The sequence below is a fragment of the Acidovorax sp. 62 genome (assembly GCF_002754495.1).
Lineage (GTDB): Bacteria > Pseudomonadota > Gammaproteobacteria > Burkholderiales > Burkholderiaceae_C > Acidovorax.
Window position 1 is genome coordinate 4,667,213 of record NZ_PEFJ01000001.1, and the last position, 13,194, is coordinate 4,680,406.

Consider the following 13,194-nt stretch of genomic DNA (forward strand, 5'->3'; position numbering starts at 1 on the left):
ATGACCACCCAAAATCTCCTCGTCGAACTGTTTGTGGAAGAGCTGCCCCCCAAGGCGCTGCAGAAGCTGGGCGATGCCTTCGCCAGCGTGCTGGCAGACCAGCTCAAAGCGCAAGGTTTGGCCACAGCGGCATCTGCCGTCACGCCGTTCGCCTCACCCCGCCGCTTGGCCGCGCATGTGACCGCCGTGGCTGACAAGGCCGCTGACAAGGCCGTGCAGCAAAAGCTGATGCCTGTGACCGTGGGCCTTCAAGCGGACGGCACCGCCACGCCTGCGCTGCTCAAAAAGCTGCAGGCGCTGGGTGCCGATGTGTCCGACCCTGCAGCCGCAGTGGCGGCCTTGAAGCGCGCACAGGATGGCAAGGCCGAAGCCCTGTTCTATGACAGCGTGGTGCCCGGTGCAACGCTGACTGCTGGCTTGCAAAAGGCCATCGATGAAGCCATCGCCAAGCTGCCCATCCCCAAGGTGATGAGCTACCAGCTCGAAACCGACTGCGAGCTGCCCGGCTGGAGCAGTGTGAACTTTGTGCGCCCCGCGCATGGCCTGGTGGCGCTGCACGGCAGCACGGTGGTGCCCGTGAAGGCGCTGGGCCTGACGGCAGGCAACAGCACCCAAGGCCACCGCTTTGAAGCGGCCGTGTCGCCCGTGGTGCTGGCAGACGCCGACAGCTACGCCGCCACGCTGAAAAAAGACGGTGCCGTGATCGCATCGTTTGCCGAGCGCAAGGCCGAGATCGCCCGCCAGCTTGCTGCTGCCGCGGCCAAAGTGGGCAACGGTGCCCGCCCCATTGAAGACGAAGCCCTGCTGGACGAAGTGACCGCGCTGGTCGAGCGGCCCAATGTAGTCATCTGCCAGTTTGAAGAGCAGTTCCTGGGCGTGCCGCAAGAGTGCCTCATCCTCACGATGAAGGCCAACCAGAAGTACTTCCCGCTGCTGGACGCCGCAGGCAAGCTGACTAACAAGTTCCTGGTGGTCAGCAACATCAGCCCCGAAGACACCAGCTTTGTGACCGGTGGCAACGAGCGCGTGGTGCGCCCGCGCCTGGCCGATGCCAAGTTCTTCTTTGACCAGGACCGCAAAAAGACGCTGGCCTCGCGCGTTGAAGGCCTGGGCAAGGTGGTCTATCACAACAAGCTGGGCACGCAGGGCGAGCGCGTGGAGCGCGTGCGCGCCATTGCCAAGGCCATTGCCGCACAACTGGGCGATGCCGCTTTGGTGGCCGATGCCGACCAAGCCGCTTTGCTGGCCAAGACCGACCTCGTGACCGACATGGTGGGCGAATTCCCTGAGCTGCAGGGCATCATGGGCGGCTACTACGCCCTGAACGACGGCCTGGGCGAGACCGTGGCCCACGCCATTGAAGACCACTACAAGCCCCGCTTTGCAGGCGATGCACTGCCCCGCAACACGGCAGGCGTGGTGGTGGCCCTGGCCGACAAACTCGAAACCCTGGTCGGCATGTTCGGCATTGGCAACCTGCCCACGGGCGACCGTGACCCGTTTGCGCTGCGCCGCCACGCACTGGGTGTGATCCGCATGCTGGTCGAGAAGGACCTGCCACTGGACTTGAGCGCCTTGCTGGCCGGTGCTGTGCCCGCCTTTGGCGACAAGATCACCGACGCATCGGCACAGCTCGCTGACTTCATCTACGACCGCCTCGCAGGCAGCCTGCGCGAGCAGGGCTACCGGGCGCAGGAAGTCGACGCCGTCATGGCCCTGCGCCCGCAGCGCCTGGCCTTGGTCGAAAAGCAACTCGCCGCCGTGCGCGCCTTTGCGGCCTTGCCCGAAGCCCCTGCGCTCGCAGCCGCCAACAAGCGCGTGGGCAACATCCTGAAAAAGGCCGAGGTCGAAGGCCCGGTGGATGCGCATGTGAACCCCGCCTTGCTGCAAGAGCAGGCCGAGAAAGACCTGTTTGCCGCCCTGCAGCGCTTTGTGCCCGAGGCCAACGCGCAGTTTGACGCGGGCGACTACACCGCCAGCTTGCAAACCCTGGCCGTGCTGCGCGCGCCGGTGGATGCGTTCTTTGACGACGTGATGGTGAACGCCGAGCAGCTGGACCTGCGCCTGAACCGCCAGGGCCTGCTCAAAAGCCTGCACGAGGCGATGAACCGCGTGGCCGACTTGTCGCGCCTCGCCGCTTGAGGCGCTGCGGGCGAATGCGCGCTTGGCGCCTCTGGTAGGCTGGTGCTGGTGACCCCCTTCAACGGAAGCAACCCATGAAACTCGCCATCCTGGACCGTGACGGCCTGCTCAATGCCTTGGGCGATGACTACATCACCTCGGCAGACGACTGGGTGCCCGTGCCTGGCGCGCTGGAGGCCATTGCCCGGCTTAACCATGCGGGCTGGCATGTGGTGGTGGCCACCAACCAGCCTGGGCTGGGGCGGGGGTTGCTGGACGTGGTGGCGCTCAATGCCATCCACGCCAAGCTGCACCGGCAGGTGGCCGCTGTGGGCGGGCGCATTGACGCGGTCTTCTACTGCCCCCATGCGGCCGACGAAGAGTGCACTTGCCGCAAGCCCGCACCGGGCCTGCTGGAGCAGATTTGCGACCGCTATGGCGTGGAGCCGCACGATGTGCTGGTGGTGGGCAATTGCTTGGCGCACCTGCAGGCCGGGGCCGCCCTGGGCGCGCAGCTGCATGTGGTGTGCACCGGGCACGCCGCCGCGCTGGTGCCCGGGCAGCCCTTGCCCGCTGTGTGGCCGCAAGGCACGCAGGTGCATGCCAGCCTGGCGCAGTGGGTGGATCAATTGCTGCCCGCCACGGCCCAGGCATCGCCCCCACCTGCGCCACCCTCGGCGCCCCCTGCAGTGCCTGGCGTGGCGGTTTGATACTATAAAAACAATAGCTGCTAGCGCTTATGTATCAAGCGCTAGCGGCCTGAAAGACTCATAACTATGGCGTTGATCCGATCCATCATCCACATGCTGTGGATGGCCATCACCGTGGTGCCCTACACGCTCGCCATTTTGCTGGCGTCGCTGGTGGGCCTGCGCGGTGCGCCGGTTTACCGCATTGCGCGCGCCTGGCTGGCGCTGAGCGTGAACAGCGCCCGCCCGCTGCTGGGCATTCACTACCGCATCACTGGTGCGGAGTATTTGCCCAAGGATGCGCAGGGCGGTGCGGTGCTGCTGGTCAAGCACCAGTCCACCTATGAGACGTTTTTGATGCCCGCGATCATGCCGCGCCCGCTGGCCTACGTGTTCAAGAAAGAGCTGCTGTACGTGCCGTTCTTCGGCTGGTCCATTGGGCGGCTGGACATGATCCACATCGACCGCAGCGCCCGTGCCCGGGCTTTTCACAAAGTGGTGCAGCAGGGCAAGGCGCTGCTGGCCAAAGGCACCTGGGTCATCATGTTCCCTGAAGGCACGCGGGTGGAGCGGGGCGAGAAGGGCCAGTACAAAAACGGCGGCACGCGCCTGGCCATCGACGCGGGCGCGCCGGTGATTCCGGTCGCCGTGACCTCGGCCAAGGTGTGGCCGCGCAAGGCCTTCATCAAGCGCCCGGGCGTGGTGGACGTGTCCATTGGCCAGCCCATCCCCACGGCGGGCCGCCAGGCCGATGAGCTGATGCGCGAGGTGGAGGCCTGGATCGAAGCCGAAATGCGCCGCCTGGACCCAGACGCCTACCGTGATGCCCCCGAGCTGGCATCCACCCCAGACGCAGCGGCGCAGCCGCCAGCGCCCACCGACCTCAGCGACGGCCTGTGATGGAGCGATTGGTGCAACTGGCGCTGGACCTGTTTGACCCGCAGGGCGTGCAGCGCAGCGTGGCGCCCGCCCCGGGGGCTGCGCCCGTGCCCTCGCCCAACCAGGCCAAGGCACCGAGGGGCCGCACCCCACCCGCGCCGCCTGGGCGCCAGCGGGCGGTCCCGGTGCCACAGGGTTTGAAGCAAAAAAGGCCGTTAGCGCCCATTAATAAAGCGCTGGCAGCTCCTGAAGTCATAGCAATGCAGCCTTTGCGCAGCGCTCTGCCTGCGCCCATCGCATCCTTGCTGCCCCCCACCGAATTCCGCCACCCCCAGGCCAACCGCGAGGTGCTGCTGGGCGATGCGCTGGTGGCTTACTCGCTGCACCGCTCGCGGCGCAGCACCATTGGCTTCACCGTGGGAGCCGATGGCCTGGCCGTGCGCGCCCCGACCTGGGTGGCCTTGTCGGCCGTGGATGGCGTGCTGCGCGAGCGCAGCGCCTGGGTGATGACCAAGCTGGTGCAGGCGCGCGAACGCCAGCAGCGGCTGGAGGGTGGGCGCATCTGTTGGGCCAATGGCGTGGTGCTGCCCTACATGGGCCACCCCCTGCAAGTGGTGCTGGACCCGACCCAAAGCCGCAGCGGGCGGGGCGGGGCGCTGGTGGCCGCAGTGCCAGCCCTAGCTAACGCTGACCAGCCTGCCGATGCCCCGGCCGCAGGCACCCCTGCGCAACTGTTCATCGGCCTGCCCGCCGACGCCAGCGCCGCGCAAATCCGCGACGCCGTGCTGGCCTGGCTGATGCGCGATGCGCGCCGCTACTTCATCGAGCGGCTGGACCACTTTGCCCCGTTGCTGGGCGTGCAGTGGACGAGCCTGCGCCTGTCCAGTGCCGAAACCCGCTGGGGCAGCGCCAAGGCCGATGGCTCCATCCGCCTGAACTGGCGGCTGGTGCACTATCGCCCGGCCGTCATCGACTACGTGGTGGCCCACGAACTGGCCCACCTGCAGGTGATGGACCACAGCCCCCGCTTTTGGAACACCGTGGCCACCGTGGTGCCCGACTACGCCGAATTGCGCAACCACCTGCGCGAAGAGCCTGCGCCGCTGCTGGATTAGCCACGCCGGTACCCACTGCCCCATCTGCCCAACGTCCCAGAGTCACAAGGAAACCGCCCATGACCTCCCCCCAAGCCATCGCCCCGGCCGCAGGCTACGCCGGTGACATCACCCCCCAGCAAGCCTGGCAGTGGGTGCAAGACGGCACCGCCGTGCTGGTGGACGTGCGCAGCAGCGCCGAGCTGGAATGGGTGGGCCGCGTGCCCAACGCCGCCGCTGTGCCGTGGAAGCAATGGCCCGGCATGGCCATGAACCCTGACTTTGACGCCCAACTGCGCGCCGCCGTGCCCCAAGGCCAGAGCGTGGTGCTGCTGTGCCGCAGCGGCGTGCGCTCCATCGCTGCCGCGAAGCGCGCGACCGAGCTGGGGCTCACGGCCTACAACATCCTCGAAGGCTTTGAAGGCGACCCCGATGACAACGGCCAGCGCGGGCGCAAGGGCGGCTGGCGCTTTCACGGCCTGCCCTGGCGGCAGGGCTGAGCGCTCACCCTGAGACCGCCTCTGCGGGGGCTTTTCATCCAGGCATAGGCGATGGATGAAATGGGTGCTCCTAAAAAAAGAGCTGCCAGCGCTTGATAGATAAGCGCTGGCAGCTCTTTTTGCTTAAAGACTGCAGCTCACGGAGCCAGTGGTGGAATGCGCAGCTTCTGACCGGGGTAGATCTTGTCGGGGTGGCTGAGCATGGGCTTGTTCGCCTCGAAAATCACGGGGTACTTGTTGGCGTCGCCGTAGAACTTCTTGGCAATGGCCGACAGGGTGTCGCCGCGCACCACGTCGTGGTACTGGGCTTCGGGCGCAGGGGCCGACACGGCCATCAGGTTGTCCACGTCTTTCACGCTGGCCACGTTGCCGCAGCACAGGGTGACTTTCTCCTTGGCCTCCTGCGTGGGGGCCTGGCCTTGCACCACCACCTTGCCGCTGGTGCCGTCAAACGCCACCTGCACGCCTTGTACGCCCAGGTTTTGCGAGGCGATATAGGCCTCAATGGCGCGTGCGGCCTTGTCGTTCAGGTCTTGCAAGGGAGCGGGGTTGCTGCCCGCCTGGGCCGCCGCGGCCTCCACCTCTTTGCCGCCAAACAGCTTTTCGCCCGCCTCTTTGATGAAACTGAAAAGACCCATGAGATACCTCCTAGTGGTGCCAATGTCGGGAGGCCCACTGTAGAGCGAATGTGCGACAAAAGGGTGTAGGCCAAGCGCGCATGAAAATTTTTGACAATTGCACGGAAGTGCATGCAGAGTGCTTTGGCATGCACCGGGGGTGGACTATTCCGGTAACGGAGACTCATCAAGCCAGCGACATGAACAGCAGCAGCGGATATCCTCGGTCACCGGCAGCAAACGGCCAAAACCCGTCATTCACTATCAACCCAAGACGAAGATGAGTCGCGTGACTATTTCAACCGCGCCGTGCGACGCTTCTGCCTCGCTGGTGAGCTCTGTTCGCCGTATTACGAAACTGGGTATTCTCGACGTGCGTGACCGTCTCTCTGCAGGGGAGCCACTCTTTGACCAAGAGCTTTTTGGCAACCGAACAGAAGACGTCTTCGCAAAAGCGCGTGCGCTGCTATCTGCCTTGGAGCAAGGCGGGCATCAACCTGTTGTCGTAGAGGGGGACAGGCGAATCACGCCGGAGGTCCTGCGAAACATCTTTCAAGCGTCAGAGGACTCTGCCGAAGAGCTTAGGCGGCTTGATGAGATGGGCCATTCGTAGGCAAATGCAGAATCGGCCAATAGCAGACATGAGCCGCGTCGGGAGGACTACTGTGGCGGAAGCGCGGAATCTAATCGTCGGGGCTGTAGGGCTCATCAAATGCCGTATCAAAGGCGACGGCCAAGCCGCGCTCGCAGCTAGGAACACTCTCGAGCCAGCGTTGGTGGAGCATGAATTCTTGCGTACTGCACCGTTCAAGACAATCAGCCTGATATTGCGCTATGGAGAGCGCGACAACCTAAATCCTGAGATTGGTTCTGTCGACTTAAAGCGCGCATTCCTTCCCGTGGCGGTTGAACTCAATGCACGGCGCTTGGAGAAGCTTGATGTGTTAACGATGACTCAAGAATTTCGAACGGTGATGATCGAAGTGCTTTGCGATGTGGCAGCCAATTTCGACTTGCCGTACAGATTTCTGGACGAACTCAGGCTGCCTGTATCAGCGCCGAACTCTTGACCTTGCCAATGTGGGCCTTGGGAAAGTCGAACTTCGGCTTAGGGCCCATTGCGGCCTTTGCTTATGCTTGAAACCGATCCTCTCTAAGGAAGGACTTTCCTCGCTACCTTAAAACTGCCCCACAGCGAAAATGGGATGGCGACAAAAAGCACGGGCAGAACCGAAAACATGAGGACCATACCTAACCCCATGTCGTTCGAGAGATCCTCTTGAACCGGAATGCCGTATTTGTTCCTGTACCAAGCGACAGCGAGTGCGGAGGCGCCCCAGGCGACGCCAATCTCGAGCAAGACAAAGGAAGCGATGCAAAGAAGAATCCGAAAAACACTTCGCGGCCGGTTTGGCATTTTGTTCCCTGCTGATGATGTGGAATGTCACTTTTCGTCCGCTTCTGGCCGACTGCGGGTTACCCCATGCGTTCTCCAGCTTCGGCACGTGGGTAGATGATGGTGAAGTCTGCTGGTCGCTCCGACTGATCGAGCGGTGAAGCCCCCACCTTGGCAGAATCGGCAAGCCGGTTGTCGTAGATCATTTCGTTCTCCAAGACTTCGATCACGAAGGGGAGCGCTGCGTCCAAGTTTGCAGTGGAGAGGTAGATGAGCATTGCATTTGTGATTTCCTCATAGTCGCAGCCGCTGTCTGCCAGCAGGCCGTTCGAAATTTCAGCCAAGCGATCAGGCACGATGTACCGAAGATCAGTGTCTGGGTTCACCATGTGCCGGGGATCAAGACGGATCAGGACTGACGGCATATTCCTATCTCAATTTTTGGATGACCAGTTTGCGGAAACTCCTACCAGCAAACGAACGACTCGTTGTGGCCGAAAGAAGTCCAGTCATCAGGTATCAACTCTCGGATCCGAACAGCTTCGGCAGCGTTCGATCCACGTACTCATGCAGGTAGGAATTGCCGCCGCAAAACTCTAAAGTCTTTTCACTGGTGCGGAATGTCAGCATTGGTGAAACACTTTCCCCGTCAGCAACGAATCCTGCCGTATCGTCGATGAGGCAGGCAATTGCAAAGCCTATGCTACTGGTGAGGTGATGGACCATATCCTCAGGCGCATCAACCTTTTCCAGCTCCGACTTGATAGCTCGTAGAAGTTCGGTTGTTAACGCTTGTTGGAGGCGGTCAAAGGCCCCGGTGTTGACCAAATTCATGTTGTTCCCTCGGCTTTTCTCGGCCGTTAGTGGATGTCAGTTTGTGGCCGAATTCTGACCGACAAGATCGCCGTTTACGGATCTCAGCGACCTACATCGCTGCCAGCGGCGTGACCAGATCAAAAGGGGCTGAGCGTTCAGGAATGACCGGAAGCTGGTTCGTCCGGCAGGTGACAGTGCCTGTATCTTTGTGTATCCCCCGTTTCGGGGGGCTTGGCAAAACTCGGGATAATCCGCGCCATGACATTTCTGGCCATCGACGTCGGCAACACCCGTCTCAAATGGGCGTTGTACGACGCTCACCGCCCCGGCGCAGCGCTCATTGCGCACGGTGCCGAGTTCCTCGATCACATCGACCGCCTGGCCGAAAGCAGCTGGGCCCAATTGCCCGTGCCCACGCGCATGCTGGGCTGTGTGGTGGCAGGGGACGCCGCCAAGCGCCGGGTGCAAGAACAGATGGAGCAAATGGTGCGCTGGGACGTGGCGCCGCAGTGGGTGGTGTCTTCGGCCCAGGAGGCGGGGCTCACCAACGGCTATGACTACCCCTCGCGCCTGGGTTCGGACCGCTGGGTGGCCATGGTGGGGGCACGCCACCATGTGCTGGCCCAAGGGCCCGCGCGGCCGCTGGTGGTGGTGGTGGTGGGTACGGCGGTAACGGTGGAGTGCATCGACGCCGAGGGCAAGTTTCTGGGTGGGCTCATCCTGCCGGGCCACGGCATCATGCTGCGCGCGCTGGAGACCGGCACCGCCGGGCTGCATGTGCCCACGGGCGAGGTGCAGACCTTTCCGACCAATACCAGCGATGCCCTGACCAGCGGTGGCACCTATGCCATCGCCGGGGCTGTGGAGCGCATGTACCAGCATCTGCTGCAGCACAGTGGGCAAGAGCCCGCCTGCATCATGACCGGCGGCGCTGGCTGGAAGATGGCGCCCAGCATGACCCGGCCGTTTGAGCTGGTGGACAACCTGATTTTTGACGGTCTCTTGGAGATTGCGGCACGCCGCTTTGGCGGTTGATTGGGGCGATGTGCTTGGGGCTTGGCAGGTCCCTGTCCACTTGCCTCACCGTCGTACCGCCACCTGTACGCGCCTGCCGTTGCTATGTCCCCAACCGATCGGGCTGAGCCTGTCGAGGCCGGGGCACAGGCTGCGCCAGCCCTTCGACAGGCTCAGGGTGAACGGGTCGGGGTGTGTGCTGGTCAGTTGCCTATCCGCCCCCTCGGCACAACCTAATCCAATCCCCAAAACCGTTCGGGCTGAGGTTCTATGGTTCCCGTCAAGCTCTGCCAGCGACCAGCGCGGGATCGAACAGAGCTTGCTGCTTGAACAGTGAGAAAGCCACACGCAAGAGCTTACGGGCAAGCACGACAAGTGCAGCGGTCGTGCTCAAGCCTTTGTCACGCTGAGCACAGTAAAACCCGTTCCAGGTCTTTGTGCGCGCCGCCGACATGGCCGCTGCGTACATCAAACGCCTTGTCTCCGGCCAGCCCCTCTTGGACAAGCGCCTTTGCCCCGTCTTCTTGCCGGAGTCATTGGGGCGCGGGTCAAGCCCGGTGAATGCGATCACAGCATCCGCACTGCGTGTTTGCAAACGCCCAAACAGCATTACCAGCAGCGACCCACAGATCAGGCCTAGGCCGGGCACAGACGTGATGCATTTGAACGTTTCTTGGCTTGCGGGATCGGCCTGAACGGTGCTGGCGAGTTGCTCGTCGATATGTTCGATGGCTTGCTGCAGAGCTGCCAGCACCGGCTCGTCCAGGCGTGCAAGCGTCTTGCTGTGGCAGCCGGCTTGAGCCAGTGCACTGCGCTGACGCACCAGAGTTGCCCGGTGTGCGAGGAGTTCGCGCAATGCGGCTTGGCAAGCGGTGGGTGGCTGCCATTGGCGCAGTTGCGCGTGTTCACGGCAAATATAGCGTGCCAGCACGAGCGCATCCATCCGATCGGTCTTACCGCGCTGGCCAACGGACTGGGCGTAGCGGCGTGCATCCAGGGGATTGAGGACATAGACATGCAGGCCTGCGGCGTGCGCTGCCAGCGCAAGCGGCACGTGGTAGCGGCCGGTGGACTCCAGCGCCAGTACGCTTGCAGGGCGCAACGTGCGCAGCAGCAGGGCAATGCCCTGGGGTGTATTGGCAAACCTGCGCACGCTGGCTTGGCCCTGCACGGCCACGTCCAGATGGGCGCTGGCGACATCCACGCCGACAAACTCAGTAGCTTGTTGAGGGTTCATCGCTCAAAATACGAGCGCCGGGATGTGTCCTGCTGTCGGCGTGAGCTTGCAAGAATTGACGATCGGTGCTGCCAAGCGCAGCTTGCCCTCGTCAGGTTCCTTATCGACGCTCGGCGCAGGGATGGGGTAATGACTCAGTAGGTCGGTCAGTTGGATCTGAAGCAACTGCCGATGCCTGTCGATGTCCCTGCATCCCGGCTCCTCGCCCTTTCTTACTGGTTGGTTGATGGGAGCTAAACCATACAAGCCTGTCGAAGCCAGGGCACAGGCTGCGCAATCCCTTCGACAAACTCAGGGTGAACGGACTCAATCGCACAGTATGGCGATCGGCCCTTTCAGCCCTTTCAGCCCTCTTCGTGCAGCTCGGTGCGGGCCATGGCCACGTGCAGCTCTTCCATCGCATCCAGTGGCTCGCAGGCGGTGGCCCGCTCGTACAGCGCCGTTGCTTCGTCCATGCGGGCCTCGCCTTCGAGCATGACCAGGGCGTTGGCGTAGTCCACCAGGCCAATGGCCGAGCCGGGGTGCAGCGCCAGCGCCTCTTCAAACAGCTGCAAGCCCGTCTCTTTCTTGGCGCCGTAGGTCATGCCGCCAATCAAGGCCCCCACCTTGTCGATCACCTCGGCGTGAAAGGTGCCCAAGGCAATGCGCGCTTCGACATGCCGGGGCGACAAGGCGATGGCTTTTTCCAGCGACTCCTTGATTTGCTGCCCCAGCCCTTGCGCCAGGGCCTTGGCCACGCTGATGCCCTGGCAATACCGGCCCAGGGCATAGGCGTTCCAGTACCAGGCGTTGGCTTGCTGTGGGTCTGCAGCCGCCTGGGCCTGGGCACGTTCTGCCATCTGCATGAACAGGTCGAGCCGGGTCTTTTCGCGCGGCTCCAGGTAGGTGGCGTAAACCGCCGTGGCTTTGTTGGCTGCCGTGATACCCGCGCCGCCCGCCGCCAGCCCGGCGGCCACGGCCTGCTCGAACTCGCCGTTATGGAACAGCACCCAGGCCTGCAGCGCAGCGGGGTCTTGAGGGCAAGGCTCGGCATCGCCCAGGTGCAGCCGGGCCCATTGTTGTTGCACACGGATGGCGTCCCAGGCGTAGTCGCTGGTGTGGGGGAAGGGGGTCCAGTGGGCCATGGTGTGTCTCCTTGGTGTTGTTGTGGGCTGGGTGGCTGGTGATGGGTGGAGTGGCGTGCTGGCGGCCTTGGGCGGTCAGGGGGCTGTGCCTTCGGCCTGGGGCGGGGCATAGGCCCCCGTCAGCGCTTGCAGGTGGCTGCGCTGCGCAGCGTCCAGGTAGGGCGGCAGCAGGCTCAGCACATGCTGGGCGCCCCGCAGCAGGGCCTGCTGGGCATTGGCGGGCTCCAGCGCATGGCGCGGGTTACGCACGTATTCGTAGCTGAGCCAGTAGGTCAGCACCACCACCATGCTGGTGGCGGTGGTGTGTCGGGTGGGGGTGTCCATGTGCAGTGCCTGGGCCGCGCACATGCCTTGCAGCAGGGTTTGCACGGCCTGCTCCTTGCGCTGCAGTACGGCTTGCAGGTGGGTTTCGAGCCTGCGGTTTTTGGACAGCAGGTCGTTCAGGTCGCGGTACAAAAACCGGTACTGCCAGATCAGCTCAAACAGGGTGTGCAGAAAGAACCACGCGTCTTCCACGTTGTGCACGCTGTCGCTGGCCTGCAGCAGCTCGTTCAGCGCGGCTTCGTACTGATCGAACAGCGTGTTGATCAGCGCGTCTTTGGCGGGGTAGTGGTAGTACAGGTTGCCGGGGCTGATGCGCAGCTCGGCAGAGATCAGGGTGGTGGAGACATTGGGCTCGCCGAACCGGTTGAACAGGTCCAGCGTCACTTCCAGAATGCGTTGTGCCGTACGGCGCGGCGCTTTCTTGGCCATGGGTGTCGCCCCCTTTTGCGGTGTTGTAGGTGTCTCCGGGGCGCTGCTGTCACATCGCGTTGCCAAAGGCTACCGAGGTACACGGCGCCGCGACTCGCTTAGAAGCTCCCTGGCACTTACTCTAACCCAGCCAAAAATGCTGCAGTGCGGCATACCCCCGTGAATTTCCTAGGGATTTCCCATGCCGCGGTACGGCAGCACCGCAGGCTAGGGGCACCACGCCCTGCCACCAGCGGCCAGGTGCTGAGCCGACCCGTGCTGGCCGCTGGCCAGGTTGCGCCGTGCAGGCGGTTACTTGGCCGCTGGCTTGCGTGCGCGGGGCGCGGCCTTTTTGGTGGGGGTGGGGTGGGCTGCCTTGCCCGCGGTCTTTCCGGCGGCGGTGCTGGTGGCCTTGCCCGCTGCTCTGCCTGCGGTTTTGGCAGGCGCCTTGGCGGTGCGTGGTGCGCTGGTCTTGCGGGCCTGGGCCAGTTCGGCGGTCAGGGCGTCAATGCGGTCGTGCAGGGCTTGCAGGTCCCGCGCGGTGGGGATGCCCAGCCGCCCCAGGGCCTTGGCCACGCGGTCTTCAAAAATGGTCTCCAGTTTGTCCCACTGGCCTGCGGCGCGCGAGCCCATCTCGTTGGCTGCGCTGGCCATGCGTTGCGTGGCCTCGGTGATTTTTTCCTCGGCCACGGTTTGGGTCTTGCGCTGCAGGGTGGTGCCTTCCTTCACCAGCGCTTCAAACACCTTGCCGCCTTCTGCCTGGGCCTTAGAGAACGCGCCCAGCCCCGCCAGCCAAATCTGCTGCGCCGATTCCTTGACCGCATCGCTCAACGGAACGCCGCCCAAGGGGTTGCCGTCTGTGCCAAAGGGAAAAGATTTCTTGCTTGCCATCGAGAGCCTCCTGTCAGGGATAGTGAATACACACAACAAGCACTGTACGGTGCGCGCTGGTCTATGGGCTAGGTGAGGCTGTCT

At 63.4% G+C, this 13,194-nt stretch carries 15 protein-coding genes; 8 read left to right on the forward strand and 7 right to left on the reverse strand.

Features of this window, described 5'->3' with window-relative positions:
- The 5 genes from glyS to CLU86_RS20995 all read left to right on the forward strand — a co-directional run bounded on the left by glyS (nucleotide 1) and on the right by CLU86_RS20995 (nucleotide 5,283).
- Nucleotides 1-2,142, forward strand: coding sequence for a glycine--tRNA ligase subunit beta (gene glyS, locus CLU86_RS20975; RefSeq protein ID WP_099742979.1), 2,142 nt, complete (start codon nucleotides 1-3; stop codon nucleotides 2,140-2,142).
- 74 nt (nucleotides 2,143-2,216) lie between these two features.
- Nucleotides 2,217-2,831 carry a D-glycero-beta-D-manno-heptose 1,7-bisphosphate 7-phosphatase gene (gmhB, locus tag CLU86_RS20980; RefSeq protein WP_099742980.1) on the forward strand — a complete coding sequence of 205 codons (615 nt, stop codon included), beginning with the start codon at nucleotides 2,217-2,219 and terminating at the stop codon, nucleotides 2,829-2,831.
- 66 nt (nucleotides 2,832-2,897) lie between these two features.
- On the forward strand, nucleotides 2,898-3,710 hold the full coding sequence (locus CLU86_RS20985; protein ID WP_099742981.1) for a 1-acyl-sn-glycerol-3-phosphate acyltransferase: 813 nt from the start codon (nucleotides 2,898-2,900) through the stop codon (nucleotides 3,708-3,710).
- Nucleotides 3,710-4,804 carry a M48 family metallopeptidase gene (locus CLU86_RS20990; RefSeq protein WP_099742982.1) on the forward strand — a complete coding sequence of 365 codons (1,095 nt, stop codon included), beginning with the start codon at nucleotides 3,710-3,712 and terminating at the stop codon, nucleotides 4,802-4,804. Before CLU86_RS20985 ends, CLU86_RS20990 begins: the two co-directional genes overlap by 1 nt.
- A 59-nt stretch (nucleotides 4,805-4,863) precedes the next feature.
- Complete coding sequence (locus CLU86_RS20995; protein WP_099742983.1) at nucleotides 4,864-5,283, forward strand: rhodanese-like domain-containing protein; 420 nt, start codon at nucleotides 4,864-4,866, stop codon at nucleotides 5,281-5,283.
- Between the two features lie 137 nt (nucleotides 5,284-5,420).
- Here CLU86_RS20995 and lysM read toward each other — a convergent pair whose 3' ends face one another.
- A complete protein-coding gene (gene lysM, locus CLU86_RS21000; RefSeq protein ID WP_099742984.1) occupies nucleotides 5,421-5,921 on the reverse strand; it encodes a peptidoglycan-binding protein LysM in 501 nt (166 codons plus the stop codon).
- Nucleotides 5,922-6,060: 139 nt separating this feature from the next.
- Here lysM and CLU86_RS21005 point away from each other — a divergent pair, with 139 nt between their 5' ends.
- On the forward strand, nucleotides 6,061-6,513 hold the full coding sequence (locus CLU86_RS21005) for a hypothetical protein (protein WP_233195145.1): 453 nt from the start codon (nucleotides 6,061-6,063) through the stop codon (nucleotides 6,511-6,513).
- A 28-nt stretch (nucleotides 6,514-6,541) separates the two neighbouring features.
- Nucleotides 6,542-6,970 carry an Imm39 family immunity protein gene (locus tag CLU86_RS21010; protein ID WP_158236361.1) on the forward strand — a complete coding sequence of 143 codons (429 nt, stop codon included), beginning with the start codon at nucleotides 6,542-6,544 and terminating at the stop codon, nucleotides 6,968-6,970.
- Between the two features lie 406 nt (nucleotides 6,971-7,376).
- Here CLU86_RS21010 and CLU86_RS21020 read toward each other — a convergent pair whose 3' ends face one another.
- Nucleotides 7,377-7,721 carry a hypothetical protein gene (locus tag CLU86_RS21020; protein WP_143226761.1) on the reverse strand — a complete coding sequence of 115 codons (345 nt, stop codon included), beginning with the start codon at nucleotides 7,719-7,721 and terminating at the stop codon, nucleotides 7,377-7,379.
- A gap of 94 nt (nucleotides 7,722-7,815) precedes the next feature.
- Nucleotides 7,816-8,130: a hypothetical protein gene (locus tag CLU86_RS21025; protein ID WP_099742989.1), complete on the reverse strand. Its 315-nt coding sequence runs from the start codon at nucleotides 8,128-8,130 to the stop codon at nucleotides 7,816-7,818.
- A gap of 240 nt (nucleotides 8,131-8,370) precedes the next feature.
- Between CLU86_RS21025 and CLU86_RS21030 the strand changes: the two genes are divergently transcribed.
- The gene (locus tag CLU86_RS21030; RefSeq protein WP_099742990.1) at nucleotides 8,371-9,147 is read left to right on the forward strand and encodes a type III pantothenate kinase; all 777 of its coding nucleotides are present in this window, start codon (nucleotides 8,371-8,373) and stop codon (nucleotides 9,145-9,147) included.
- Between the two features lie 259 nt (nucleotides 9,148-9,406).
- On the opposite strand, the gene CLU86_RS21035 is transcribed toward CLU86_RS21030, so the two are convergent.
- The 4 genes from CLU86_RS21035 to CLU86_RS21050 all read right to left on the reverse strand — a co-directional run bounded on the left by CLU86_RS21035 (nucleotide 9,407) and on the right by CLU86_RS21050 (nucleotide 13,110).
- A complete protein-coding gene (locus tag CLU86_RS21035; protein WP_099740934.1) occupies nucleotides 9,407-10,363 on the reverse strand; it encodes a transposase in 957 nt (318 codons plus the stop codon).
- A gap of 344 nt (nucleotides 10,364-10,707) precedes the next feature.
- Nucleotides 10,708-11,487: a hypothetical protein gene (locus tag CLU86_RS21040; RefSeq protein WP_099742991.1), complete on the reverse strand. Its 780-nt coding sequence runs from the start codon at nucleotides 11,485-11,487 to the stop codon at nucleotides 10,708-10,710.
- A 75-nt stretch (nucleotides 11,488-11,562) separates the two neighbouring features.
- A complete protein-coding gene (locus CLU86_RS21045) occupies nucleotides 11,563-12,240 on the reverse strand; it encodes a TetR/AcrR family transcriptional regulator (RefSeq protein ID WP_099742992.1) in 678 nt (225 codons plus the stop codon).
- Between the two features lie 291 nt (nucleotides 12,241-12,531).
- Nucleotides 12,532-13,110 (reverse strand): phasin family protein, encoded by a 579-nt coding sequence (locus CLU86_RS21050; RefSeq protein WP_099742993.1) that lies wholly within the window; start codon nucleotides 13,108-13,110, stop codon nucleotides 12,532-12,534.
- Nucleotides 13,111-13,194: the final 84 nt, after the last annotated feature.